The organism is Pseudomonas sp. NFACC04-2, from assembly GCF_900119265.1.
Taxonomy (GTDB): domain Bacteria; phylum Pseudomonadota; class Gammaproteobacteria; order Pseudomonadales; family Pseudomonadaceae; genus Aquipseudomonas; species Aquipseudomonas fluorescens_AA.
The window spans coordinates 280,468-306,827 of record NZ_FPJC01000004.1; the positions used below are offsets into that span (position 1 = coordinate 280,468).

Annotated in this window: 25 protein-coding genes; 8 read left to right on the forward strand and 17 right to left on the reverse strand. The window is 60.2% G+C overall.

Annotated features, from left to right (window positions below; translation table 11 throughout):
- Nucleotides 1-55: 55 nt before the first annotated feature.
- Nucleotides 56-1,111, reverse strand: a complete 1,056-nt coding sequence (locus BT125_RS07840; RefSeq protein ID WP_072405932.1) for an HAD family hydrolase — start codon at nt 1,109-1,111, stop codon at nt 56-58.
- A gap of 242 nt (nt 1,112-1,353) precedes the next feature.
- Between BT125_RS07840 and BT125_RS07845 the strand changes: the two genes are divergently transcribed.
- The gene (locus BT125_RS07845) at nt 1,354-2,745 is read left to right on the forward strand and encodes an L-cystine transporter (protein WP_072405933.1); all 1,392 of its coding nucleotides are present in this window, start codon (nt 1,354-1,356) and stop codon (nt 2,743-2,745) included.
- A gap of 46 nt (nt 2,746-2,791) precedes the next feature.
- Here BT125_RS07845 and BT125_RS07850 read toward each other — a convergent pair whose 3' ends face one another.
- Entirely contained in the window at nt 2,792-3,304 is a 513-nt protein-coding gene (locus BT125_RS07850) for a dihydrofolate reductase (protein WP_072405934.1), read from the reverse strand.
- An 86-nt stretch (nt 3,305-3,390) separates the two neighbouring features.
- On the opposite strand from BT125_RS07850, the gene BT125_RS07855 reads away from it, so the two are divergent.
- Nucleotides 3,391-4,758 (forward strand): DUF2868 domain-containing protein, encoded by a 1,368-nt coding sequence (locus BT125_RS07855; protein WP_072405935.1) that lies wholly within the window; start codon nt 3,391-3,393, stop codon nt 4,756-4,758.
- A complete protein-coding gene (locus BT125_RS07860) occupies nt 4,751-6,124 on the forward strand; it encodes a GTPase/DUF3482 domain-containing protein (protein ID WP_072405936.1) in 1,374 nt (457 codons plus the stop codon). The genes BT125_RS07855 and BT125_RS07860 overlap by 8 nt, the downstream gene beginning before the upstream one ends.
- 137 nt (nt 6,125-6,261) lie before the next feature.
- On the opposite strand, the gene BT125_RS07865 is transcribed toward BT125_RS07860, so the two are convergent.
- Complete coding sequence (locus BT125_RS07865) at nt 6,262-6,753, reverse strand: 2-thiouracil desulfurase family protein (protein WP_072405937.1); 492 nt, start codon at nt 6,751-6,753, stop codon at nt 6,262-6,264.
- Nucleotides 6,754-6,755: 2 nt separating this feature from the next.
- On the reverse strand, nt 6,756-7,388 hold the full coding sequence (locus tag BT125_RS07870) for a 2OG-Fe(II) oxygenase (protein WP_072405938.1): 633 nt from the start codon (nt 7,386-7,388) through the stop codon (nt 6,756-6,758).
- Nucleotides 7,389-7,528: 140 nt separating this feature from the next.
- Between BT125_RS07870 and BT125_RS07875 the strand changes: the two genes are divergently transcribed.
- Nucleotides 7,529-8,272: a DUF2059 domain-containing protein gene (locus BT125_RS07875; protein ID WP_072405939.1), complete on the forward strand. Its 744-nt coding sequence runs from the start codon at nt 7,529-7,531 to the stop codon at nt 8,270-8,272.
- A 129-nt stretch (nt 8,273-8,401) separates the two neighbouring features.
- Here the strand turns inward: BT125_RS07875 and BT125_RS07880 are convergent, their stop codons facing one another.
- Nucleotides 8,402-9,349, reverse strand: coding sequence for a phospholipase BipL (locus tag BT125_RS07880; protein WP_072405940.1), 948 nt, complete (start codon nt 9,347-9,349; stop codon nt 8,402-8,404).
- A 108-nt stretch (nt 9,350-9,457) separates the two neighbouring features.
- Between BT125_RS07880 and BT125_RS07885 the strand changes: the two genes are divergently transcribed.
- Complete coding sequence (locus BT125_RS07885) at nt 9,458-10,033, forward strand: DUF6436 domain-containing protein (protein ID WP_072405941.1); 576 nt, start codon at nt 9,458-9,460, stop codon at nt 10,031-10,033.
- 109 nt (nt 10,034-10,142) lie between these two features.
- On the opposite strand, the gene BT125_RS07890 is transcribed toward BT125_RS07885, so the two are convergent.
- From BT125_RS07890 to BT125_RS28630, 4 genes are all read right to left on the reverse strand, one after another.
- Nucleotides 10,143-10,544 (reverse strand): AEC family transporter, encoded by a 402-nt coding sequence (locus BT125_RS07890; protein WP_072405942.1) that lies wholly within the window; start codon nt 10,542-10,544, stop codon nt 10,143-10,145.
- Nucleotides 10,541-11,113, reverse strand: a complete 573-nt coding sequence (locus BT125_RS07895; protein ID WP_072405943.1) for an AEC family transporter — start codon at nt 11,111-11,113, stop codon at nt 10,541-10,543. Before BT125_RS07895 ends, BT125_RS07890 begins: the two co-directional genes overlap by 4 nt.
- 78 nt (nt 11,114-11,191) lie before the next feature.
- The gene (locus tag BT125_RS07900) at nt 11,192-12,181 is read right to left on the reverse strand and encodes a KpsF/GutQ family sugar-phosphate isomerase (protein WP_072405944.1); all 990 of its coding nucleotides are present in this window, start codon (nt 12,179-12,181) and stop codon (nt 11,192-11,194) included.
- Nucleotides 12,171-12,839, reverse strand: coding sequence for a hypothetical protein (locus BT125_RS28630; RefSeq protein ID WP_139271696.1), 669 nt, complete (start codon nt 12,837-12,839; stop codon nt 12,171-12,173). Before BT125_RS28630 ends, BT125_RS07900 begins: the two co-directional genes overlap by 11 nt.
- A gap of 302 nt (nt 12,840-13,141) precedes the next feature.
- Here BT125_RS28630 and BT125_RS07905 point away from each other — a divergent pair, with 302 nt between their 5' ends.
- On the forward strand, nt 13,142-15,547 hold the full coding sequence (locus BT125_RS07905; protein ID WP_072405945.1) for a penicillin acylase family protein: 2,406 nt from the start codon (nt 13,142-13,144) through the stop codon (nt 15,545-15,547).
- Between the two features lie 102 nt (nt 15,548-15,649).
- Complete coding sequence (locus tag BT125_RS07910; protein WP_024780471.1) at nt 15,650-15,991, forward strand: carboxymuconolactone decarboxylase family protein; 342 nt, start codon at nt 15,650-15,652, stop codon at nt 15,989-15,991.
- An 11-nt stretch (nt 15,992-16,002) separates the two neighbouring features.
- Here the strand turns inward: BT125_RS07910 and BT125_RS07915 are convergent, their stop codons facing one another.
- Nucleotides 16,003-16,968 (reverse strand): GlxA family transcriptional regulator, encoded by a 966-nt coding sequence (locus tag BT125_RS07915; protein WP_072405946.1) that lies wholly within the window; start codon nt 16,966-16,968, stop codon nt 16,003-16,005.
- A gap of 188 nt (nt 16,969-17,156) precedes the next feature.
- Here BT125_RS07915 and BT125_RS07920 point away from each other — a divergent pair, with 188 nt between their 5' ends.
- Entirely contained in the window at nt 17,157-17,795 is a 639-nt protein-coding gene (locus tag BT125_RS07920; protein ID WP_072405947.1) for an HD domain-containing protein, read from the forward strand.
- Nucleotides 17,796-18,004: 209 nt separating this feature from the next.
- Here the strand turns inward: BT125_RS07920 and BT125_RS07925 are convergent, their stop codons facing one another.
- The 7 genes from BT125_RS07925 to BT125_RS07955 form a co-directional block, all read right to left on the reverse strand.
- The gene (locus BT125_RS07925; protein ID WP_072405948.1) at nt 18,005-18,892 is read right to left on the reverse strand and encodes an ABC transporter permease subunit; all 888 of its coding nucleotides are present in this window, start codon (nt 18,890-18,892) and stop codon (nt 18,005-18,007) included.
- Nucleotides 18,889-19,809 (reverse strand): ABC transporter permease subunit, encoded by a 921-nt coding sequence (locus tag BT125_RS07930; protein ID WP_057449505.1) that lies wholly within the window; start codon nt 19,807-19,809, stop codon nt 18,889-18,891. Before BT125_RS07930 ends, BT125_RS07925 begins: the two co-directional genes overlap by 4 nt.
- Nucleotides 19,806-20,948, reverse strand: coding sequence for an ABC transporter ATP-binding protein (locus BT125_RS07935; RefSeq protein ID WP_060740159.1), 1,143 nt, complete (start codon nt 20,946-20,948; stop codon nt 19,806-19,808). Before BT125_RS07935 ends, BT125_RS07930 begins: the two co-directional genes overlap by 4 nt.
- 59 nt (nt 20,949-21,007) lie before the next feature.
- On the reverse strand, nt 21,008-22,105 hold the full coding sequence (locus BT125_RS07940) for a polyamine ABC transporter substrate-binding protein (RefSeq protein ID WP_072405949.1): 1,098 nt from the start codon (nt 22,103-22,105) through the stop codon (nt 21,008-21,010).
- 184 nt (nt 22,106-22,289) lie between these two features.
- Nucleotides 22,290-23,387 (reverse strand): polyamine ABC transporter substrate-binding protein, encoded by a 1,098-nt coding sequence (locus tag BT125_RS07945; RefSeq protein ID WP_072405950.1) that lies wholly within the window; start codon nt 23,385-23,387, stop codon nt 22,290-22,292.
- A gap of 181 nt (nt 23,388-23,568) precedes the next feature.
- Nucleotides 23,569-24,933: an aspartate aminotransferase family protein gene (locus BT125_RS07950; RefSeq protein ID WP_072405951.1), complete on the reverse strand. Its 1,365-nt coding sequence runs from the start codon at nt 24,931-24,933 to the stop codon at nt 23,569-23,571.
- 58 nt (nt 24,934-24,991) lie between these two features.
- The gene (locus tag BT125_RS07955) at nt 24,992-26,350 is read right to left on the reverse strand and encodes a glutamine synthetase family protein (RefSeq protein WP_060740155.1); all 1,359 of its coding nucleotides are present in this window, start codon (nt 26,348-26,350) and stop codon (nt 24,992-24,994) included.
- Between the last annotated feature and the right edge of the window lie 10 nt (nt 26,351-26,360).

Here is a 26,360-nt window from a genome sequence, read left to right on the forward strand (position 1 = left end):
GATGCTACTGATCCGAAGCCATCGCGAGCAAGCTCGCTCCCACAGGGGGTGGGGCTTACTGGATATCTTCCGGCTTGACGATCACCCAGTTCTTGTCCGCCGTCACCGGCAGTCCTTCCTTGGCCTGGGCCGCGGCGTGCTTGGCCATCATGCCGTTGATCTGAGTCATGTACTTGTCCTTGCGGTTGACCCACAGGTGGATGCCGCCCTTGGCCACGTCCACATCGTGAAACAGCATGTACCCGTCACTGCTCGGTGTGTCGCCAGCCACCAGCACCGGTTTTTTCCATTCGTCGATGTATGTCAGGATCGCCGCGTGCTTGCCAGCCATCCAGGTCGCTGGGGTCCACAGATAAGGCGTGTACTCCAGGCCGAGGTTGGCCTTCTCGTCATATTTACCCGCGGTGATCTGTTTGCGGGCGGTGGTCAGTTCGCCGGTCTTGCGATCCTTGAGCAATGTGGTCACGCCGATCACGTTCTGCGGCTTGAGGTTGTAGCCGTATTTCGGGTCCGAGGCGACCATGCGTACCAGCTCTTCGGAAGCGGCGGTCATGACATAGACCTCGATGCCGTTTTCCATCAGCTTGTTGTACAGCTCGGCTTGGCCGGTGAAGATTTTCGGCGGATTGACGTTGTACTGGACCACCTTGTCGCCATCGTAATAGGTGGTCGGCACCGGCTTGCCGGACGCCATCAGCTCATCGACATAGCCCTTGAGTTCCTTGAGCGTGAAGCCCGAGAACACCTGGGCCACCCACGGATAGCAGACCATGTCATCCACTTCGCACAGGCGGTAGTAGTAACTGAACAGGCTTTCCTTGTGGTCGGCGGTGTCCTTGAACGGCATCAGCTTCAAGGACGGATCCAGGCTTTCCCGGGTGATGAGGCCCTTGTTCTCCATGAACGGCAGCAACGACTCCTCAAGGTCGTAGCGGTAACTGGTGTTGTCCATGTCGAACACCGCGTAGTTACCCTTGTTGGCGTTGGCCGCGATCATCGCGTCCAACGCCTTGGCCTGTTCCGCCGGCCAGTGTTTGAGTTCGGTGGCGAGCACCTGGCCGGCGAGGCCAAGACTCAAGGCGACAGCGAGAAAACGAGGTGCGAGCTTCATCGGCATTTCTCCCGGGTTCAAAGAATCCGACGCTAACAAATGCCTGTGACAGTCCTCGCCTGTGGGCGACCGCTTACATCTTGATCACGCCAGCCGCGTATCCGTAAACGTCACGGCCTTATTCCATAAACGACAATCTACATGCTTTTTTAGTATTAATTCATTAGTTATCAGGCTGTTAGGCTCCCTCGTTCGCAGTCGCGGCTTCAGGCGACTGGCACAAGTCTGATGGAGCTCTTTTGATGAATCTGCCGCTGATCCTCAATCTGCTGGTATTCCTCGCCTTGCTGTTCGGCCTGGCGCAAACCCGTCACAGTACCTGGAGCCTGGCCAAGAAAGTGCTGCTGGCACTGGTGCTGGGCGTGGTGTTCGGCATCGCCCTGCACACGATTTATGGCGCCGGCAGCCCGGTCCTCAAGGCCTCGATCGGCTGGTTCGACCTGGTGGGCAACGGCTACGTGCAATTGCTGCAAATGATCGTGATCCCGCTGGTCTTCGCGTCGATCCTCAGCGCCGTGGCCCGCCTGCACAACGCCTCGTCCCTGGGCAAAATCAGCTTCCTGACCATTGGCACGCTGCTGTTCACCACCGCCATCGCCGCGCTGATCGGCATCGGCCTGACCAACCTGTTTGGCCTCACCGCCGAAGGCCTGGTGGCCGGCACCCAGGAACTGGCGCGCCTGCAAGTGATCCAGAGCGACTACGCCGGCAAGGTCGCCGACCTGAACATCCCGCAACTGCTGCTTTCGTTCATTCCGCAGAACCCCTTTGCCGACCTGGCGCGGGCCAAGCCGACGTCGATCATCAGTGTGGTGATCTTCGCCGCGTTCCTCGGTGTCGCGGCGTTGCAGTTGCTCAAGGATGACGTGGAGAAAGGCCAGAAAGTGATCAACGCCATCGACACCCTGCAAAGCTGGGTGACGCGCCTGGTGCGCCTGGTGATGAAGCTGACGCCGTACGGTGTGCTGGCGCTGATGACCAAGGTGGTGGCCGGCTCCAACCTGCAAGACATCATCAAGCTCGGCAGTTTTGTCGTGGTGTCGTACCTCGGGCTGGGCCTGATGTTCGTGGTCCATGGCCTGTTGGTGTCCGCTGCCGGGATCAACCCGCTGCGCTTCTTCCGCAAGATCTGGCCGGTGCTGACCTTCGCCTTCACCAGCCGCTCCAGCGCGGCCACCATCCCGTTGAGCATCGAAGCCCAGACCAGCCGCCTCGGCATCCCACGGGCGATTGCCAGCTTCAGCGCCTCGTTCGGCGCCACCATCGGCCAGAACGGTTGCGCCGGCCTTTATCCGGCCATGCTGGCGGTGATGGTCGCGCCGACCGTGGGCATCAACCCGCTGGATCCGGTGTGGATCGCGACGCTGGTGGCGATCGTGACGTTGAGTTCAGCCGGGGTGGCCGGGGTCGGTGGCGGCGCGACATTCGCCGCGCTGATCGTGCTGCCGGCCATGGGCTTGCCGGTCGCGCTGGTGGCCTTGCTGATTTCCGTCGAACCACTGATCGACATGGGCCGTACGGCGTTGAACGTCAGTGGTTCGATCACCGCCGGGGCGATTACCAGCCAGGTGATGCAACAGACTGACAAGGCGTTGCTGGGCGCCGAGGAGCATGGGGAGTTGGTGCAGGCTTGATGGTGGCACCCGATCGATCGCTATCGCGAGCAAGCTCGCGATGCTTTTAAAGCTTTTCCCACACTTCGAAGGTGTAGGCCGGCTTGTCCCCTTCAGCCGGGTTCGGCTGGTTCGAGACCAACGCCCACTGGCTCGAATCAAATTCCGGAAACCAGGCATCCCCCTCCGGGCTCAGCGCCACGCGGGTCAGGTACAGCCGATCCGCCTGCGCCAGGGCCTGGGCGTACAGCTGGGCGCCGCCGATCAACATCAGCTCATCGACGCCCTGCTCCAAGGCCCAGGCCTCGGCTCGCGCCACCGCAGCCTCCAGCGTGGAAAAAACCTCCGCGCCTTCCAGCATCAGGTCCGGCTGACGACTGACTACGATGTTCAGGCGCCCGGGCAGCGGTCGACCGAGGGAATCCCAGGTCTTGCGCCCCATGATGATCGGCTTGCCCAAGGTGGTGGCCTTGAAGTATTTGAAATCCCCCGGCAGGTGCCAGGGCATGCTGTTGTCGACGCCGATCACCCGGTTTTCACCGAGGGCTGCGATCAGGCTTAAGGGGAGAGTTTTGTTCATGGCCGCGAGGATACCAGAGGCCCGGCGTACCCCGACAGGCATCACAGCGGTTATGCTCAACCCTCATTCGAGCAACGGAAGCCCCCGTGACAGCACTGCAGAACCTCTGGTTGACCGAGACGATCCGCCTGCGTGAAGAACACGCCGGCCCGCTCGAGGATCAGGAAGCCAATCGCCTGGCCCGCGCGGCAGGCGGCGATCTTTCCACCCGCATCCGCCACCGCGCCCGCTGGCTGGCCGAGCGCGATGGCCTCAGCCAAGCCCTGCGCCATTGGCTGCAAGGGGCACGCCTGGCGCTGATCGTGCTGGCGGTGCTCGCCATCATCAGCGGCGCCGGCCTCGGGTTCGCCGCGCTCGGCGATGGGCAAACATCGGTCAATGTGTTCTGGGCCCTGGGCAGTCTTCTGGGGTTGAACCTGATCCTGCTCGTCGGTTGGATCCTGGGCCTGATCTTCGCGGGCGAGCAAGGTGCCGCGCTGGGGCGCCTGTGGCTGTGGCTCAGCGAAAAACTCGCCCGCGATGCCAAGGCCGCCCAACTGGCACCGGCCCTGCTGCTGTTGCTGCAACGGCACAAGCTCAATCGCTGGGCCCTCGGTGCGCTGGTCAATGGCTTGTGGCTGCTGGCGATGCTCAGCGCGCTGGTCATCGTACTGATGCTGATGGCGACCCGGCGCTATGGCTTTGTCTGGGAAACCACTCTCCTCGGCAGCGAGACCTTCGTCGCCATGACCCGAGGCCTCGGCGCGTTGCCTGCCCTGTTGGGCTTCAGTGTGCCGTCCGTGGACATGATCCGCGCCAGCGGCGACGGCGCCCTGGCCATCGAGAGCGCCCGCCAGGCCTGGGCCGCCTGGCTGGTCGGCGTGCTACTGGTCTATGGCGTGCTGCCGCGCCTGGGGCTGGCGTTGCTGTGCCTGTGGCGCTGGCGACGCGGTCGCGCCACATTGCGCCTGGATTTGAACTTGCCGGGCTACGCCCAATTGCGTGAACGGCTGATGCCCAGCAGCGAACGCCTGGGCGTCAACGACGCCGCTCCCGCGCAGTTGCACCCCATCGAAAGTGCCGTCGGCGCGATGGACAGCGCCGGCGCGCTGCTGGTGGCGATCGAACTGGACAATCGGCCCTGGCCGCCCAAACTGCCCGAAACCGTGAAGAGCGCCGGCATCCTCGACAGCCGTGAGTCGCGCCACAAACTCCTGGAGCAACTGTCGCGCTTTCCGCCCGCACGCCTGGCCATAGCCTGTGACCCACGCCGTTCACCGGATCGTGGCAGCCTGGCGCTGATCGCCGAGCTGGCCCGCAGCGCCAGCGCCACTCGCGTCTGGCTGTTGCAAGCGCCACCCGGTGAAGCGCTGGACGCCGAACGCCTGGGCGACTGGCACAACGCGCTGCAGCAGTTGCAACTGCCCTTCACCGACTGCATGCCCTTGAACTGGCTGGAGACCGGCCATGACTGAAGCCATGAAGCCGTTGAAGCTGGCCGTGGTCGGCCACACCAACGTGGGCAAGACTTCGCTGCTGCGGACTTTGACTCGGGACGTCGGCTTCGGCGAGGTGTCCCATCGTCCGAGCACCACCCGGCATGTCGAGGGTGCGCGCCTGTCGGTGGACGGCGAAGCGCTGCTGGAGCTGTACGACACGCCGGGCCTGGAAGACGCCATCGCCCTGCTCGATTATCTCGAGCGCCTGGAACGCCCTGGCGAACGCCTGGACGGCCCGGCGCGCCTGGCTCGCTTCCTCGAAGGCAGCGAGGCACGGCAACGCTTCGAACAGGAAGCCAAGGTGCTGCGGCAACTGCTCGCCAGCGACGCCGGGCTGTATGTGATCGATGCCCGTGAGCCGGTACTGGCCAAGTACCGCGATGAATTGGAAGTCCTCGCCAGTTGCGGCAAACCGCTGCTGCCGGTGTTGAATTTCGTCAGCAGCGCCCACCATCGCGAGCCCGACTGGCGCGAAGCCCTGGCGCGATTGGGGTTGCACGCCCTGGTGCGCTTCGACAGCGTCGCCCCGCCCGAGGACGGCGAGCGGCGCCTGTATGAAAGCCTCGCGTTGTTGCTGGAAAGCGCCCGCGGGCAACTGGAACGGCTGGTTGCCGACCAGCAGGCCCAACGCCTGGCCCGCCAGCAGAGCGCGGCGCGCCTGATCGCCGAATTGCTGATCGACTGCGCCGCCTGCCGACGCAGCGTCGCCAGTGGCGCCGAGCTGGAACGCGAAGCCATCAGTGAGCTGCGCAACGCGGTGCGTCAGCGTGAACAGCGCTGCGTCGAAGCCCTGCTCAAGCTCTACGCCTTCCGCTCCCAGGACGCTGCCGCCAGCGACCTGCCGCTGCTCGACGGACGCTGGGGCGATGATTTGTTCAACCCCGAAACCCTCAAGCAACTGGGCGTACGTGTCGGCGGCGGAATCGCGGCAGGCGCGGCGGCCGGTGCTGGCGTGGACTTGCTGGTGGGCGGCCTGACCCTCGGTGCCGCTGCCCTGGCCGGTGCCATTGTCGGTGGCACCCTGCAAACCGCCCGCAGCTATGGCAACCGACTGATGGGCAAGCTCAAGGGGCAACGGGAACTGACGGTGGACGATGGCGTGCTGCGCCTGCTGGCCCTGCGCCAACGACAATTGTTGCAAGCCCTCAACCTGCGCGGCCACGCGGCGATGGATAGCATCCGCATCGCCGCCCCCCAGGACAAGACCTGGCGCGAAGGCAAGCTGCCCGACGCCCTGAACAAGGCCCGGGCGCACCCACAGTGGTCGTCGCTGAACCCTCATGCGCGGTTGAGCCAGGCGGAACGGCAGGAGCGGATCGAGCAGTTAGCCGAGGAGCTCTAGACATTCCCTGCCTGAACCGGGGATAAGGTAGACACTGTTTGTGGCGAGGGGATTTATCCCCGCTGGGCTGCGCAGCAGCCCCAAAACCTGACACCTCGGTTTCTCAGGTCAATAAAAAAAGCGGCGCTGCCCCGTAGTCAGTCGTCGATCAATACCTTGAGCGCCAAAGCCGCTTCAGCCAACTCCAGCTCACTGAACACCTTCACCCCATGGCGCTTGAGCAATGCCGCCGTCACGCCTTCGCCACTGACCTTCACATCGCTGAACGTCCCGTCATAGGTCTGCAGATTGCCGCACGACGGGCTGTTGGCCTTGAGCACAGCGATACGGATGCCGTGTTCACGCACCTGTCCCAGCGCTTGATACGCGCCAGACAAAAACTGCGCACTGACATCTTCACCGTCGGTAGTGATCACTGCTGCGTGGCCGTCGAGCACTTGCCCACCCTGCCCCCCAGGAATCTCCGCCGCCGCCCGGGGCGTGGGCAGGCCGCCGGCGACTTCCGGGCACAGCGCCACGATCCGGCCTTCGTCGAGCCATTGCCGGAGTTGATCGTACGGCCCGCTGGCACCGCCGTCATAGCGCACGCGATGGCCGAGCAGGCAGCGACTGACCAGGATCTTTTCCATCGTCAGAACAACTCGTTGCCGCGGCGTCGGAACCACCCCGTCAAGGACAGGCGATCCTGGGTGGCCGGTAGTACTTCATGGGGGATGTCCCCCGACAGGAACACCACCAGGCAACCGCCGACGGGCACCACGTCACGCTCCACGCCATCCTCCAGATACATGCGCAACTGGCCGCCGTGCTCCGGCAGCCAATCGTCGTTGAGGTAGAGCACCGCAGACACCGCGCGTCGGTCGTCATCGCGAAAGCGGTCGACGTGCTTGAGGTAGAACGCACCGGGCGGGTACAGGGCGAAATGGCTTTCGAAATCCTCCAGCCCCAGGAACAGCCCGCGATTCATCGCCTCGCGCAGGCTGTCCATCACCCCCAGGTAACGGTCGCAGGCTGGCGCCTGGCCGGGCTCGATCCATTGGATGCGATCCCCCCGAATGCCTTCGCGAATCTCCGAGAACGGCCCGCGCCCGACCGCTGCCGGAGCCAGCTCACCTTCGGCGGCACGCTGGCGGCATTCGGCCGCCAGGGCACGGGTCAGCGCGTCCGGCAGGAAGAGGTTCTGCTGCGACCAGCCGCGCTCGGCCAGGTCGTCGACGATACGTAACAGCAGCGGGTGATCAGAAGGTATTTGCATGGCGCGCATAGTATGCCTGTGCCTGCAAAACCGACAGCGCCACGCAGCGGGTTCGCTGCGTCGGATAGCACCACCGTACGAACTTGATACGAATTCTCGACAAGACCCCACACCCCACGGAGAATAGTCGGCTGCTGACAGGAGTCCCTATGCGCCGTTTGCTTTTCTCACTGTTGATGTTCTGCGTGTTGCCCGCCTGGGCAGACAGCTACGACCAGTTGTACAAGGTCGCCGGCTGGCCGGAACAGCGGGCGCATTTCAACGATGCCTTGAGCGCCGCCCAGCAGCGCTATCAGAGCAGCCTGCCGCCGGCGGTGTTCCAGGCGCTGGTCAACAACAGCAATCAACGTTTCGCCCCCCAAGCCATGGACCAGCGGGCCGAGGCGCAATTACGCAGCAAGCTTCGAGACCCGAACCCGGCCCTGGCCTTTTTCCAGTCGCCCCTGGGCCGCAAGGTCGTGGCGGCCGAGTTGCTGGCGACCCGGCGCGATCAATTGGCGAAAAACGCCAAGGGCCTGCCGAAGATGCAAGCCAGCGACAACCGCCTGTTGATCATCGGCCACCTGGCCCAGGCCCTGCCCGCCCGCGAAGCCGGCGCCGAAGTCAGCCTGGCGATCGCCGGCGTGGCGGCCGACAGCCTGAGCTCGATGATCCCCGGCCTGCTGGGGGCCGGCCAGGCCCAAGGCATGCTCAACGGCCAGCGCCAGCGACTGATGGAACAGATCGGCGCGGACCTGAACAACACGTTGCTGTACGTCTACCGTGACTTGTCGGATACCGAGCTGGAAGAGTTCGCCACCTTCGCCGAATCGGCCGAGGGCCAGGCTTATTACCAGGCGGCGTTGGCGGCGATCCGGGCGGGGTTGGCGGTGGGGCAGACGCTCGGGCAATAGATCTTCAGCGTCCAAGGCACCGCTATCGCGAGCAAGCTCGCTCCCACAAGGGGCTTGAGTGCACTCAGGTTTCGCGAGCACCAAAAGTCCAATGTGGGAGCGAGCTTGCTCGCGATAGCAATGGCCCGGTCACCGCCGAACCCGACTCATCCGCTTGGTCAGAAACCCGAACATCTCCTGCCGCAACGCCAAGGCCTCATTGGCCAGATGATGCCGCCCTTCGGGCAGCATCAACACCTGCGGTCGGTCGAACTTTCCACGCAGCACTTGCAGGTTGTGCGCCCAATCCACCGTCATGTCCGCCTGCCCCTGCACGATCAACGGCTGGCGCGGGCTGCTGGGGGCGGCTTCGATACGCTTGATCCATTGCGCCAATGCCCCCACCCAGGCAGTAGGCAGGCGCAGCGGTTGCAGCGGGTCGCCTTGCAGGAATGGCAGGAACTGCGGGTCGGTGGAGTTCTCGCTGAAACGCCGGGCGATACCGGTCACGAACGGCTTGAGCAAGTAATAACTCAGGCGCGACCAACCCCAGGCTCGCGGCCGTACCAGGGGTGACAGCAGGATGACCTGGCCCTGGGCCGGACTCTGCGCGCCGTGGTTGAGCACGTGATCGACTACGATCGCCCCGCCGGTGCTTTGCCCACACAGGTGCCAGGGCTGCGGCAGGTCCAGCGTCGCGGCCTCGGCCAACAGCCCCTGCAAGGTGGCCTGGTACTCGGCGAAATCCTCGATGCTGGCGCGTTCGCCGCTGGACAGGCCATGGCCCGGCAGGTCGCAGGCGATCACCGCGAACTTCTGCTCCAAGGCCCACTCGATCAAGTGCCGGTACAACCCCATGTGATCGTAATAACCGTGGAACACAAACAACGTCGCCACGGCTTTTTCCGGCCACCAGACCTGGCTGACCAGCTCATACCCGCCCACCTCGAAACGCCCCAACCCTTTGCGCACATTGCGCTGGGGAAAATCCAGCCCGTAGAACCGCTGGTAAGCCTGGGCTTGCTCGGACAGGGCTTGCCACTGGGCCAGCGGTTGCAGGCTGGCACGCAGGAGATCGGGGTCGAAAGTGGCAGGCATCAAGGTTTCCAGGCATGGGCGCATTGCGCGAAACAGACTTTACAGGCCTGCGATATTCATCTGTCGCGGCAAGCATGGCAAGCTACGCGGCCTCAGAGGATCGACTTCATGCGCCCGTCCCATCGCACGACCTTGCTTGCCAGCCTGCTTGTCCTCGCGTGCGCTGCCGTATTGTGGTTCGCCTACGACTGGTTCCAGGGGCGTTTCCTGCGGACCTTCAGTCAACACACGGCGGTGTTTTCCGGCGACCCTCTACGCCTGCCCGCCGACCTGGCCGGCCCTGGCGCGATCCGCCTGGTGCATTTCTGGGACCCGGCGTGCCCGTGCAACGTTGGCAACCAGCAGCACCTTGCCGAACTGATCAATAAGTATGTACCACAAGGCGTTGAGTTTTATGCCGTGCAAAAAGCCGGCAGCCAAGGTCAACTGCCGACCACATTGAACAGCCTGAAAACCCTCCCGACGCTTCCGGGTTCAAGCCAGATTCCTGCCAGCCCAGCGGTGGCGATCTGGGATCGCAGCGGCCAACTGGCGTACTTCGGCCCTTACAGTGAAGGCCTGACCTGCAATTCGAGCAACAGCTTCATCGAGCCGATTCTCGAGGCGTTGAGCGCTGGTCGGACGGTCAATGCGACCCATACGATGGCGGTGGGTTGTTATTGTCCGTGGCCAATGGCGAAATAAAGTTTGGTTGAAGAAGCTGAATAAAACGCCAAGAGCAATTGCATCGGCCGTCTTCATCACAGCTTCGATTGCTGTACCGATCTGTTTGACAAAAAACGAATTCAAAATCTCATGCCACATGAGGAAGAAAAAATAACAAGCCGCATTGACTACCAAAAAAAGAAACCCCAGTGGTAGCTAAAAGTATCAAATTAAACTTCTGCACTGACACACCATATATCTGCGCAAAAATAAAAGTATTTTTCGGAGACGGCATTGCAGATATCAATATAAGTGCAAACAGCAACAAGCCAGACAACCCAAAAAAATACTGCCCTACCCCAAAAGAAATCGCCGGATGTAAAAAATTCTTTATAAGCACACCCATCGCTACTTCATTACAGTTGTTTTTCAAAGTGGAGGCTATGCGACCAGCATAAAACGAAGCGCCCAGTGCTATTAGAGCAATAGGTGCCGCAGTTTTAGCAATCACCTCCATGCCTTCGATGATAAAAAAATCTGTATCGATCATGTGCGGAGCTTAACCTGCGAAATGAGGGACCCTGTGAGCGCGGAAGTTATCAGTGGATTCTTGAACACCACCCATAGAGCTTTCTTTAAGAAAACGCCTAAGGATCCAGCTTTTGAAAAGGAAGAAACCTCCATGACAAATATTGCAACAGCCGTAAGAATGACGGACTGAAAAACAATTATTGGCACAACCATAGCTGAATCACCCAACAGCAGTATGAAGATAGGCACCGCCAAGAACGCGGTATTTGTTTGCCCGATAGCAATAAGATTTAAACCAACCTCCACCAGGCTCTTCCTCAGAAAGACTCTATACACGATAAATATCACAACCCACAGTATAAAAACACCAACACCATACGCTTGCACATAGGCACTGACATTAACACCTGAAGTGTAATTGGATTTCAACGTCGTTAAAAAAATCTCTACCGGAAGAGCAAGATAAAAAACATAGTCACTCAGTACCTCATCGGCACCGCGACGCATAAGGCCGGCCAACGAAAGCAAAAAGCCCGAAAGTATCAAACCAAATATAGACAACGTTGAATTCAACGACAGCATCAACATAACCAGTCCGCCTTGCCGATCAGCCAGCAGTCAACCGAACACACTTTACCAACAACAGGGAGTTCCTCTCCTAACAACTCACACGACAATAGAAGCTACAAGATCATGTTTGTGCGACACACTTACAAGCTTTCCTTTATGGTCAACAACCAAAACTGCAGACACATCAATACTTACACAGCCTGCAATAAGTTCATATTCATGCACACACCTTAAATTCACCGCCATAACATCCGAGATTTTAAGGTCAAAAACATTATCACTCCCCTTGAGCACTCGAACCATATCGTCATCCGTAAATACACCCAAGGGTCGTGAGAATGTATCTACCACGACGACAAATCCAAGGCGCTTATTCGCCATATAACTGATCGCATCTAAAAACAACGTACCAGGAGGTACCGCAGGGACTTTATCCCCGGTCACCATTACGTCACGAATCTTCACAGTTAGCACTTTACCGAGATTTCCGGCGGAATGGTTTTTTGAGAATTCTTCCTTCGTGAAACGCTTAATCCTCATAAGAGCCATAGCAATAGCGTCTCCGACACCTAATGTAGCGCTGGAGCTTACCGTTGGCGCGAGATTATACGGGCATGCTTCCCTATCAACTTTCAACGCGACGTGCGCACTTGTTTTACTTGCCAATTCCGAGTTTGAAAAATTTGTCAACGCTACCGTACTTACACCTATATCATGAAGATATGGAAGCAGAGACAAAATCTCTTCACTTCTACCGCTATACGATATTAACACTGCGAGATCGCGTGCCGTAATCATACCTAAGCCCCCATGTTTAGCCTCTGACGGATGGATAAAAAAACTAGGCGTACCAGTGGAGGCTAGGCTTGCCGCAATTTTCTTGCCGACATGGCCACTTTTCCCAACACCTAAAATCACCACGTGTCCCTTGCAGGCCAATATAAGTCTAACGACATCGACAAAACCGCTACCCTCCAACTCATTGGAAAGTTTTATCAATGCCTGCCCCTCACGGATCAAAACCTCTCGCCCCAAAGTTAGAACATGTTTATCAGACCCTATATCCAACGACAATTCATCCTTCATAAATCCTTATCTCCTTACGGCTGATATTCGGATCATTTACTAGCAGAGCCCCATCCTTATAATGATTTTTTCGATAGAACGTTACAAAAAAACTATTTCTCTCATAGGGAGCATTGGGATGGTGTCTAGCATCATGCCAGCTATTATTTGACCTCAAAAAAGCAAATGCCACATTAGGTGCATAGGGAATTTTCCTGAACTCTTCAAACCCATCTTCGTTTTTCACAAACAGCCCAAGCCCCGAATCCTTATATTCATCACTCTTTGGTAAATACCATCCAAAGGTTATTGCCTTTTCAACAATATCCGTATGCGGAGGCAAATCAAATCCAGCGAAATCCTTGTACAGATGCGGATAAGGAGTGACATCAACACTTGAACCAAACTTGCTTAGCAAAAGACTCTTGAACTGTTCACCACGAAGAAACTCAACAACATCGATAGAAACCTTAGACCTCAAAAAAACATCACCCAAATCAGCCGAACAGCCTTCAAGAGACAGAGGCAATTCAAAACGTGTTGGACGCCCATCTTTCAAAATGCTTCTATGCATTAAAGGCCTATACAGGTCCAACGCTGGCAAATTAGAAATGAATGCGCTGTAACATTTCTCTAGAACAAAGTCCTTCACTTCAAAAAACTTGAATGGCTTACTCACCAAATCAGCACCTGCTATTTTTTTGAAATATATTCCATGAGTCCGGACATGCCCACCTCCTTACGGCCTTCTCAAGATCCGCCTCTACATAAATCAACCCTATACCCCTCCTATCTTTATAGGTCTCGCCTACGCCCTCCAGCAACGGAATTCTTGTAGTGCGATTCCCAAAAAATCGAAGGAAGCTTCTTACATACAACTTGTTTTAGTAGGAATCACACTCGGTGCCGGGTTATTATTTTTTCAAGATCAATGCTCTACGCTGTTTATCGATAGCCATAGGCATTTAGAAAAGGATTTTTATGAAACGCACCCTCATCGCCTTCCTGTCACTGGTCGTCACCGCCATCATCGTCGTGGGCGGCTACCTCTACAGCAAGCAGCCCACCCGCCAGGGCACGATGCAGGTGCAAGGGCTGCAGGGCTCGGTGACGGTGCGCTACGACGAACGCGGTGTGCCGCATATCCGCGCCGAGAACGAAACCGACCTGTACCGCGCCCTCGGCTATGTGCATGCCCAGGACCGGCTGTTCCAGATGGAGATCATGCGTCGCCTCGCCCGGGGCGAGTTGGCCGAGGTGCTGGGGCCAAAGCTGCTCGACACCGACAAACTGATGCGCAGCCTGCGCATTCGCGAGCGCGCCGCGGCCTATGTGACCGAACAAGACCCGCAATCCCCGGCCTGGGTTGCCATGCAGGCCTACCTGGACGGCATCAATGCCTACCAGGACAGCCACACCCGGCCGGTGGAGTTCGATGTGCTGGGCATTCCCAAGCGTCCCTTCACTGCCGAAGATACCGTGAGCATTACCGGCTACATGGCCTACAGCTTCGCGGCGGCGTTCCGTACCGAACCGCTGCTGACCTACGTGCGCGATCAACTGGGCGCCGAGTACTTGAACATCTTCGACCTCGACTGGCAGCCCCAGGGCGTGCTGGCCGACGGTCCCAAGCGCGGTCGGCCCCTGGCCGCCGACGACTGGAAAGACCTCAATGCCCTGGCCCGCCTGAGCGACCAGGCCCTGGCGGAAAATGGCCTGCCGCAGTTCGAGGGCAGTAACGCCTGGGCGGTCGCCGGCAGCCGTACCCACAGCGGCAAGCCGTTGCTGGCGGGCGACCCGCATATCCGTTTTTCCACGCCGTCGGTGTGGTACGAGGCGCACCTGTCCGCGCCGGGTTTCGAACTCTACGGGCACTACCAGGCCTTGATGCCCTTTGCGACGCTGGGCATGAACAAGGATTTCGGCTGGAGCGTCACCATGTTCCAGAACGACGACCTGGACCTGATCGCCGAGAAGGTCAACCCGGACAACCCCGAGCAGGTCTGGTACCGCGGCCAATGGGTGGACATGACCCGCAGCGAACAGCAGATCCCGGTCAAGGGCCAGACGCCGGTGACGCTGGTGCTGCGCCAGTCGCCCCACGGTCCGATCGTCAACGATGCCCTCGGTGCGAACGCCGGCAAGACCCCGGTCGCCATGTGGTGGGGGTTCCTGGAAAGTCGCAATCCGATCCTCGACGCCTTTTACCAGCTCAACCGCGCCGATACCCTGGCCAAGGCCCGTGGCGCCTCGGCCCAGATCCATGCCCCTGGGCTGAACGTGGTGTGGGCCAACGCCAAGGGCGATATCGGCTGGTGGGCCGCCGCGCATCTGCCCAAGCGCCCCGCCGGCGTGAAGCCCGGGTTCATCCTCGATGGCAGCAACGCGGAGTCGGAAAAGGAAGGTTTCTATCCGTTCAGCAGCAACCCCCAGGAAGAGAACCCGGCGCGGGGCTACATCGTCTCGGCCAACTTCCAGCCCGTGCCGGCCAGCGGCATCGAGATCCCCGGCTACTACAACCTCGCCGACCGCGGCCAGCAACTCAACCAGCAGCTGAGCGACAAGCAGGCGAAATGGGACATCCCAACCACCCAGAAGCTGCAACTGGGCACCACCACCGCCTACGGCCCTCGCGTGCTCGCGCCGTTGTTGCCGGTGCTGCGTGAAGTGATCAGCGACCCGCAGGAACGCAAATGGGTGGAACAACTGGCCCAATGGCCGGGCGATTACCCGCTGGACTCCATCAGCGCCACGCTGTTCAACCAGTTCCTGTTCAACCTGGCCGACGCCGCCCTGCACGATGAACTGGGCGATGGATTCTTCGAGACCGCGCTGTCGACCCGGGTGATCGACGCGGCCCTGCCACGCCTGGCGGCATCGAAGGATTCTCCGTGGTGGGATGACCGCACGACGCTGGGCACCGAAACCCGTGCCGACACGGTGAGCGTCGCCTGGAAGAAAAGCCTGGCGCACCTGCGGGCCACCCTAGGCGACGATGCCACGCAATGGCAATGGGGCAAGGCTCATACCCTGACCCATGGTCATCCGCTGGGCCAGCAAAAACCGCTGGACCGTGTCTTCAACGTGGGGCCGTTTGCGGCCCCTGGTACCCATGAAGTGCCCAACAACCTCTCCGCCAGGATCGGCCCGGCGCCGTGGCCGGTGACCTACGGGCCCTCGACCCGGCGCATCATCGACTTCGCCGACCCAAGCCATAGCGTCACCATCAACCCCGTCGGCCAGAGCGGCGTGCCGTTCGACAAGCACTACGAGGACCAGGCCGAGGCGTATATCGAAGGGATCTATTACCAGGCGCACCTGGCCGAGGAAGAAGTGGTCGCCAATACCCGCACAACCCTGAAACTGCTGCCGGCCCGGGCGCCCTGAACCGGGCCTGCGGATCTTTCATCACTGAACCGGGCTTGATCGTCACGGATGGTCAAGACTACAGGGGCTCACTTCCCCGCCTCTTTCACAGGAGTCAACGCTATGTTCAATAACTGGTCCGAACTGCTGCCCACCATCAAGAGCGCCTTTGGCGCCCTGGGCAAGAGCAATCCGAAGATGGTCAAGGCCTACATGGCCCTGGACGAAGCCGCGGCTGAAAACAACGTGCTCGATGCCAAGACCCGCGAACTGATCTCCATCGCCGTGGCCATCACCACCCGCTGTGACGGCTGCATTGGCGTTCACACCGACGCCGCCATCAAGGCCGGCGCCACCCGCGAAGAAATCGCCGCCACCCTGGCCACCGCCGTGTCATTGAATGCCGGCGCGGCGTACATCTACTCCCTGCGAGCCCTGGAGGCCCACGACACGCTGAAGAAGTGAGCGGCTGACACCTACGCCAGCGCAGCGAAATTCAGCCTGAATTGCTGCGGCGTCACGCCCAGCCTGCGATTGAATACGCTGCGCATGTGCTGGGCATCGCGAAAGCCACATTGCCAAGCCACGGTCTTGAGCGGGGCGCGGGTGCTTTCCAGTATCACCCGCGCCGCGTCCACCCGGGCCTGCTCGACGAACTCCGCTGGCGTGACCTTCGCTTCCCGGGTGAACACCCGCGAGAAGTTACGCGGGCTCATGTTCGCGGCATTGGCCAGGTCGGCGATGGTCAGGTCACCGTTCAGGTGCGCCAGGACATACGCCTGGACCTGGGCCACGGTGGACGTCGGCTCAGCGTGGGGTGCGAGAAAAGGGCTGAATTGCGACTGCCCGCCCGAGCGCTGGGTAAATACCACCAGGCGCTTGGCAACACTCAGGGCAACGTCCGGGCCATGGTCCTGGGCCAGCAGGAACAAGGAAAGGTCGATCCCCGCGCTCACCCCGGCCGAGGTATAGAGCTGGCGATCCTGCACGTACAAACGATCCGCTTCGACCCGGGTCGAGGGACACAGCTGCGCCAGCGCCGCGGCGTCACCCCAATGGGTAGTGACAGTCCGCCCCTCCAGCAATCCAGCCCGGGCCAGCATGAAAGCGCCATTGCAGATCGAGCCAAAGCGCCGCGCTCGTGCGCACGCATCCCGCAGCCAGGCATCGAATACCGCGCCAAAGTGCATGAACGGCAACTGCGGTCCGCCCGCCACCAATAGCAGGTCGTACGCTTGCGAAGCGGCGCTGAAGTATCGATGGGGATTGAGGGACAAGCCATTGGAACAAGGCATCGCGCCCTGTTCGACGCCGATCACTTCAAGCCGATAGTGATCCTCGGCGACCAGGAACCGATTGGCTTCGCTGAACACGTCCATGGGCCCGGTAACGTCCAGCGCCTGGACGCCAGGGAATACCACGACGGCGACGACTTTCTGCATGGTGCTCGCTTGCCTTCGAGTGGAACGACTCCAGCACCCTAGCCAATTCGCGTCTCGCAAACCACCCTGGCACGAAACCCAGGCTTATTGGCACGGATCGCAGCCATGGGAACATTGTTCGACTACCTCCCGGCGAACAGACTGAAACCCTCGGCGCCGCACTGGCCCATCGTCAAGAGGAGAACAGCATGAACAGCATCGCCGGCATCAAGATCCCCGACAGCACCCTCGCCCGCGCCACCACCGAATACATCCGCGATATCGAGTCCGACTTGCTGTACCACCACTCTCGCCGGGTATTTCTGTTCGGCGCCTTGAGTGGCCAGCGCCGGCAATTGGCCTACAACCCGGAGTTGCTGTATGTCGGGGCGATGTTCCACGACCTGGGCCTGGTGGAAGGTCACCGCAGCGATGATGAGCGTTTCGAAGTGGACGGTGCGAACGCGGCCGCAGCGTTTCTCAAGCCCTACGGGTTGAGTGATGACGATATCGAACAGGTCTGGCTGTCCATCGCCCTGCACACCACGCCAGGCGTGCCCAAACACCTGCGCCCCACCGTCGCCCTGGTGACCGCCGGAGTGGAGATGGACGTGCTGGGCATGGACTACGCCGCGTTCCCGGCAGCGCAGCGAGACGCCGTGGTGCATGCTCATCCGCGCGGGGAAGGGTTCAAGGAATGCATCATCTGCGCCTTCGCCGACGGTTTGCGGCATCGTCCGCAGACCACCTTTGGCAACGTGAAGACCGACGTGCTGGTGGATCAGGAACCGGGGTTCAAGCCGATGAACTTTGTCGAAGTCATCCGTACATCGCCTTGGAATTCGTAATCCGCTCACTTCTGCATTGACTGCCACGCCGCTTTCGCGGGCAAGCCCGCTCCCACAATGGGATCTGCATTCGGCTGCGGACTTGTAGGCGACCCAAAAAACTGTGGGAGCGAGCTTGCTCGCGATGGCGGCCTGACAGTCAATCTCTTCATTGACTGTCTCACCGCTATCGCGAGCAAGCTCGCTCCCACAGATAGAGCTGTGTCGGGTCAGACCGGTGCGGTCTCGGCCCGGCGGACTTCCGGTTGCTTCCAGGAGTCGGCGGCGCTTTCTTCGATGGCTTGCTGGATCGCGCGCTTGCGATTCTCCTCGGCCCGGCGGCTGAAGTACCAGACCAGGAAGGTCACCAGTGACACCGCCAGCAGGATCAGGCTCGCCACGGCATTGATTTCCGGCTTTACTCCCAGGCGCACGGCCGAGAAGACTTCCATCGGCAAGGTCGTCGAGCCAGGGCCGGAGACGAAGCTCGCCAGCACCAGGTCATCCAGGGACAGCGCGAACGACATCATGCCCCCCGCCGCCAGCGACGGCGCGATCATCGGGATGGTGATCAAAAAGAACACCTTCCACGGCCGGGCACCGAGGTCCATGGCCGCCTCTTCGATGGACAGGTCCAGCTCACGCAAGCGTGCCGAGACCACCACCGCCACATAGGCCGCGCAGAACGTGGTGTGGGCGATCCAGATCGTGACGATGCCACGCTCCTGGGGCCAGCCAATCATCTGCGCCATGGCCACGAACAGCAGCAACAGCGACAGACCGGTGATGACTTCCGGCATCACCAGCGGCGCGGTGACCAAGCCGCCGAACAGCGTGCGGCCTTTGAAGTGGGTGATGCGGGTCAACACGAAGGCCGCCAGCGTCCCCAGGGCCACCGCGGCAATCGCCGTGTAGCAGGCGATCTCCAGCGAGCGCACCACCGAGCCCATCAGCTGACTGTTGTCCAGCAGGCCGACGTACCACTTGACCGACCAACCGCCCCACACCGTCACCAGTTTCGAGGCGTTGAACGAATAGATCACCAGGATCAGCATCGGTGCGTAGATGAACAACAAACCCAGCACCAGCATCAGGCTTGAAAAACTGAAGCGCTTCATTCCTTGCCCTCCATTTCTTTGGCCTGACTGCGGTTGAACAGAATGATGGGCACGATCAGGATCGCCAGCATCACCACCGCCAGGGCGGATGCCACCGGCCAGTCTCGGTTATTGAAGAATTCCTGCCACAGCACTTTGCCGATCATCAGGGTTTCCGGGCCGCCCAGCAGTTCCGGGATCACGAACTCGCCCACCACGGGGATGAACACCAGCATGCAGCCGGCGACGATGCCGTTCTTGGACAGCGGCACGGTGATTTTCCAGAAGCTGTTGAAGGTGCTCGACCCCAGGTCCGACGCGGCTTCCAACAGGCTGGCGTCATGTTTCACCAGATTGGCGTACAACGGCAGGATCATGAACGGCAGGTAGGAGTAGACGACCCCGATATACACCGCCAGGTTGGTGTTGAGGATCTGCAGCGGTTCGCTGATCCAACCCATGCTCAGCAAAAAGCCGTTGAGCAAACCGTTGTTGCTGAGGATGCCCATCCACGCGTAGACGCGGATCAGGATTGCGGTCCAGGTCGGCATCATGATCAGCAGCACCAGCACCGTCTGCATCTCTTTGCGGGCATTGGCGATGCCATAGGCCATCGGGTAGCCGATCAGCAGGCACAAGACCGTGCTGATCAGGGCCATTTTCAGCGAGCCGAGGTAGGCGGCGATGTACAGCTCGTCCTCGCTCAGCATCGCGTAGTTGGCAAGGTTGAGCAGCACCTGCAGCTTCTGGTCGACGTAGCTGTAGATCTCGGTGTACGGCGGGATGGCCACGTCGGCTTCGGCAAAGCTGATCTTCAGGACGATGAAGAACGGCAGCATGAAGAACAGGAACAGCCAGATGAAGGGCACCCCGATGACCAGTTGGCGGCCACCGGGCGTTATTCGATCGAGTCGGCGTTTGAGTTTGCGCATGTTCATGAGCGAAGCACCACGCCGCTGTCGTCTTCCCACCAGACGAACACCTGGTCGCCCCAGGTCGGGCGCTGGCCACGGCGTTCGGCGTTGGCGACGAAGGACTGCACCAGCTTGCCACTTGGCAGCTCGACGTAGAACACCGAGTGGCCGCCCAGGTAGGCGATGTCATGGACCTTGCCGCTGGACCAGTTGTGCTCGCAAGTCGGCGGCTCGGAAGTGACCAGCAGTTTTTCCGGGCGAATGGCGTAGGTCACGGACTTGTCCTGCACCGAGGTGCTGATGCCGTGGCCGACATAGATGTTACGGTCCAGGTCCTTGCAGGTCAGCACCGCATGGCCTTCGGCGTCGTCCACCACTTCGGTCTCGAAGATGTTGACGTTGCCGATGAACTCGCAGACCAGCCGGCTGGTTGGGGTCTCGTAGATGTCGATCGGGCTGCCGATCTGGGCGATCCAGCCCAGGTGCATGATCGCGATACGTTCGGCCATGGTCATGGCCTCTTCCTGGTCGTGGGTCACCATGACGCAAGTCACGCCAACCCGCTCGATGATCTCCACCAGTTCCAGTTGCATCTGTGAGCGCAGTTTTTTATCCAGCGCGCCCATCGGCTCGTCGAGCAGCAACAGCTTCGGCCGTTTGGCCAGGGAACGGGCCAAGGCCACACGCTGGCGCTGGCCGCCGGAGAGCTGATGCGGCTTGCGCTTGGCGTACTGGCTCATCTGCACCAGCTTGAGCATCTCCGCCACGCGAGCATCGATCTCGGCCTTCGGGATCTTGTCCTGTTGCAGGCCGAAGGCGATGTTCTGCGCCACGGTCATATGCGGGAACAGGGCGTAGGACTGGAACATCATGTTGATCGGCCGCTCATAGGGCGGCATGTCGGTGATGTCCACACCGTCGAGGAAAATCCGTCCCTCGGTGGGCCGCTCGAAACCGGCCAGCATGCGCAGCAAGGTGGATTTGCCCGATCCCGAACCGCCGAGCAAGGCGAAGATCTCGCCTTTCTTGATTTCCAGGGACACATCGTCCACGGCAATCGTCTCGTCGAACTTCTTCGTGACCCGGTCGATTTTGACCAGCACCTGTTTGGGTGTCTGGTCGCCCTCGAGGGCTTTCTTATAGGCGCCGGAGGCAACTGCCATTTACGAAACTCCCACAGAATTTGCAGTTCGCCCTACACGGACGAACAAGAGTGTTGAGGTTATTTACCCGACTTGACCTTGGTCCAGCTGCGGGTCATGAGGCGTTGGATCTTGGGCGGCAACTCGGAGTTGACGTAGAGCTTGTCGACGACCGCTTGCGGTGGGTAAACCGCTTCATCGGTGCGTACTTTCTGGTCCATCAGTTCGCCAGCCTTCGGGTTCGGGTTGGCATAACCGACCACGTCGCTGACCTGGGCGATGACCTCAGGCTTGAGCACATAGTTGATGAAGGCATGCGCTTGCTTGACGTTGGTGGCGTCACGTGGGATCGCCAGCATGTCGAACCAGAGATTGCCGCCTTCCTTGGGAATCACGTAGGCGATGTTGACGCCCTTGCCGGCCTCGCTGGCACGAGCGCGGGCCTGGAAGATATCGCCGGAGAAACCGGCCGCCACGCAGATCTCGCCATTGGCCAAGTCGGAGATGTACTTGGAGGAATTGAAATAGGTCACGTAAGGCCGGATCTTGAGAAGCTGCGCCTCGGCCTTCTTGTAATCTTCGGGGTCTTCGCTGTTGGGGTTCAGGCCCAGGTAGTTGAGCATCGCCGGGATCATTTCGTCGCCCGAGTCGAGGAACGAAACACCGCAGCTGGACAGCTTCTTGATGTTTTCCGGTTCGAACAGCATGGCCCACGAATCGATCTTCTCGACGCCCAGGACCGCCTTGATCTTCTCGACGTTATAGCCGATGCCATTGGTGCCCCAAAGGTAAGGCACGGCGTACTGGTTGCCCGGGTCGTTCTTTTCCAGACGCTTGAGCAGCGCAGGGTCGAGGTTGGCGTAGTTGGGCAACTGCGCCTTGTCGAGTTTCTGGAACGCCCCGGCCTTGATCTGCTTGCCCAGGAAGTGGTTGGACGGCACGACCACGTCGTAGCCGGTACGCCCGGCCAGCAACTTGCCTTCCAGGGTTTCATTGGAGTCGAACACGTCATACACCGGCTTGATGCCAGTGGCTTTTTCGAAATCCGCCAGGGTGGTCTCGCCGATGTAGTCCGACCAATTATAAATATGCACGGTGGAGGCGGCCTGGACACTGACGGCGAGCGTCAGGCCGGCGCCGACCAGCAAGGCGTTGCGTAACAAAGAAAAGACTGGCACGTGGAGGTCCTCTTAAATAGTTGGGCCCAAGTTGCCCCCGTTACTTGGCCACGATGGACCCTGCAACAAAACCGGCGCGCAACTTACCCTCGATAAACCGATCCAGCAAAACTTTTAGTTATTGAGTTGCTCCTGTTGCCGCCGCCGCGATGCCAGCGACAACAGGAGAATGCTTCAGACCGGCTTATTTACCGGATTTGATCTTGGTCCAACTGCGGGTCAGGATCCGTTGGGTCGCGGACGGCAGATCGCTGATGGCGTACAGCTTGGCCTTCACTTCGTCCGATGGGTAAATGCTCGGGTCACCGGAGATTTCCTTGTCCACCAACGCGGTGGCGGCCTTGTTGCCGTTAGGGAAACGCACGTTGTCGGTGATCTCCGCCATGATTTCCGGCTGCATGATGAAGTTCATCCATTTGTAAGCGGCCTCGACATTTTCGGCATCCTTGGGAATGGCGACCATGTCGTAGAACGAACCGGCACCTTCCTTGGGAATGGTGTAGGCCACTTTCACTTTGCCGCCAGCCTCGGCAGCACGGCTCTTGGATTGCTCGATATCACCCGAGTAGCCCACCGCGACGCAGATGTTGCCGTTGGCCAGGTCGGAAATGTATTTGGAAGAGTGGAAGTAACCGATCGATGGACGCAACTTGAGGAACAGCGCTTCGGCCTCGGCCAGTTGCTTCTTGTCCTGGCTGTCGGTCGGGTAGCCAAGGTAATGCAGGGCCACCGGAATCATTTCGGTTGGCGAATCGAGGAAGCTCACGCCGCAGCTCTTGAGCTTGGCGATGTTCTCAGGCTTGAGCAGGGTGTCCCAGGAGTCGATCTTGTCGACGCCCAATGCGGCCTTGACCTTCTCGGGGTTGTAGCCGATGCCGATGGTGCCCCACATGTAAGGGAAGGCGTGTTTGTTGCCCTGGTCGCTGGCATCGCCGACAGCCTTGAGCAGGTCGGTGTCCAGGTTCTTCCAGTTAGGCAGCTTGGACTTATCCAGCTCCTGGTAGACCCCGGCCTTGATCTGCTTGGCCAGGAAGTTGTTCGACGGCACCACGATGTCATAACCGGACTTGCCGGCCAGCAACTTGGCTTCCAGGGTTTCGTTGCTGTCGAACACGTCGTAGACGACTTTGATCCCCGTTTCTTTCTCGAACTTGGCGACGGTGTCCGGCGCAATGTAATCGGACCAGTTGTAGACATGCAGCACTTTGTCGTCCGCCTGGACGGCGCCCGCCATCACGCCCATCAGGGACATGGCGAGGAGGGTCTTGCCAGCTATCTTCATACCTAATGCCTTCATGGATTGATGCTCCAGTTATTCTTTTTAGCCACGTTCAGTAGCCGGCTCGCGGGCAACTTGAACAGGCGGTAGTCTGGCAAGTTACAGGGCAGGCTTTCAACACAAGCCCAGCCTTTTGTTCACGCTGGGCGAGGCCCTTGCAGGCACCTCGCTCAGAGCCTAGCACTTAGCCCTGCAACGCACTGAGCGTCAGGTCCAGGCACTGCCGCGCCTTGGTCACCAACTCATCGATCTCGGCCTTGCTGATCACCAGCGGCGGCGCAATGATCATGGTGTCGCCCACCGCGCGCATGATCAGCCCGTTCTCGAAGCAGAACTGCCGGCAGATCATGCCCACACCCTTGCCTTCGTAGCGTTTGCGCGTGGCCTTGTCCTGGACCAGTTCGATCGCCCCCAGCAAACCGACCCCGCGAACTTCACCCACCAGCGGATGATCGTTCAGTTCCCGCAGACGCTGTTGCAAATAGGGTGCCGTTTCGCCGTGGACACGCTCGATGATCTTCTCGTCGCGCAGGATGCGGATGTTTTCCAGGGCCACCGCCGCGGCCACCGGGTGACCGGAGTAGGTAAAGCCGTGGTTGAAGTCACCGCCCTCATTGAGCACCGCGACCACGTCGTCGCGCACAATCAGGCCACCCATGGGGATGTAGCCGGAAGTCAGGCCCTTGGCGATGGTCATCATGTGCGGTTTCAACCCGTAATGGTCGGTACCGAACCACTCACCGGTGCGGCCGAAGCCACAGATCACTTCGTCGGCCACGAACAGGATGTCGTACTTGGCGAGGATTTCCTTCATGCGCGGCCAGTAGCTGTCTGGCGGCACGATCACGCCACCAGCGCCCTGGATCGGCTCGGCGATGAAGGCACCGACGTTGTCCACGCCGATCTCCAGGATTTTCTCTTCCAACTGATTGGCCGCCCAAACGCCGAACTCTTCGGGGCTCATGTCGCCGCCTTCGCCGAACCAGTAAGGCTGGGCGATGTGGACAATGCCCGGGATCGGCAGGTCGCCCTGCTCGTGCATGTAAGTCATGCCGCCCAGGCTCGCGCCGGCGACGGTCGAACCGTGATAACCGTTCTTGCGGCTGATGATGACTTTCTTGTTCGGCTGGCCCTTGATCGCCCAATAGTGGCGGACCATGCGCAGCATGGTGTCGTTGCCCTCGGAGCCGGAGCCGGTGAAGAACACGTGGTTCATGCCTTCAGGGGCGATGTCGGCGATGGCCTTGGACAATTCCAGCACCGGCGGGTGGGCCGTCTGGAAGAACAGGTTGTAGTACGGCAGTTCGCGCATCTGCTGGCTGGCGGCGTCGGCCAGTTCCTCGCGGCCATAACCGACGGCCACGCACCAGAGGCCGGCCATGCCGTCGAGGATCTTGTTGCCTTCACTGTCCCAGAGGTAGACGCCCTTGGCGTGGGTGATGATGCGCGGGCCTTTCTCTTTGAGCTGCTTGAAATCGCTGAACGGCGCCAAGTGATGATCGTTGCTCAGGGCCTGCCATTCACGGGTTTGCGGGTTATTGCGGGTCATGCGAATTCTCCTGTTATCGGTGAGGGCGAAGCTGCCTGAAGCAGCCTCGCCCGGCGCTTCAGACGGCAAAGAGCAGGAATTCCCGCTCCCACGAACTGATGACGCGCTTGAAGTTTTCATGCTCGGCCCGCTTGACCGCGACGTAGCCTGTGATGAATTTCTTGCCCAGGTATTTCTCGATGGTGGTGCTGTTTTCCATGCGTTCCAGGGCGTCTTCGATGGTCAGCGGCAAACGCAGGTTGCGGCGTTCGTAACCACGGCCCACCACCGGCGCGCTCGGGTCGATGCCTTCGACCATGCCGATGAAGCCACACAGCAGGCTGGCGGCAATCGCCAGGTACGGGTTGGCGTCGGCACCCGGCAAGCGGTTTTCCACCCGACGGTTCTGCGGCCCGGCATCCGGCACGCGCAGGCCCACGGTACGGTTCTCTTCGCCCCACTCCACGTTCACCGGTGCCGAGGTGTCCGGCAGGAAGCGGCGGAACGAGTTGACGTTGGGGGCGAACAGCGGCAACAGCTCGGGGATGAACTTCTGCAAGCCACCGATGTGGTGCAGGAACAGATCGCTCATGGTCCCGTCTTCATTGGAGAAGACGTTCTTGCCGGTTTCCTTGTCGATGATGCTCTGGTGCAGGTGCATCGCACTGCCCGGCTCGCCGGTCATGGGCTTGGCCATGAAGGTGGCGGCCACGTCGTGCTTGAGTGCCGCCTCGCGCATGGTGCGCTTGAACACCAGGATCTGGTCGGCCAGGGACAGGGCATCGCCGTGACGGAAATTGATTTCCATCTGCGCCGTGCCGTCCTCGTGGATCAGGGTATCGAGGTCCAGCTCCTGCAGTTCGCACCAGTCGTAGACGTCTTCAAACAGCGGATCGAATTCGTTGGCCGCTTCGATCGAGAAAGACTGGCGACCGGTTTCCGGGCGGCCGGAGCGGCCAATGGGCGGTTGCAGCGGAAAGTCCGGGTCGTCGCTGCGCTTGGTCAGGTAGAACTCCATTTCCGGCGCGACGATGGGCTGCCAACCTTTGTCGGCATAGAGCTTGAGCACCTTCTTGAGTACGTTGCGCGGCGACAGCTCGATGGGGTTGCCCTGCTTGTCGTAGGCGTCGTGGATGACCTGGGCGGTGGGCTCGATGGCCCAGGGCACAAGGAACACGGCGTTCTCGTCCGGGCGGCAGATCATGTCGATGTCAGCCGGGTCGAGCAGTTCGTAATAGATGTCGTCTTCGACATAGTCGCCTGTAACGGTCTGGAGCAGAACGCTCTCGGGCAGGCGCATGCCTTTTTCGGCGATGAACTTGTTGGTCGGCGAGATCTTGCCCCGGGTGATACCGGTCAGGTCGCCAATCATGCATTCGACTTCTGTGATCTTGTGGTCTTTCAACCAATCGGTGAGCTGGTCGAGGTTGTTACTCATAAATGCCTCT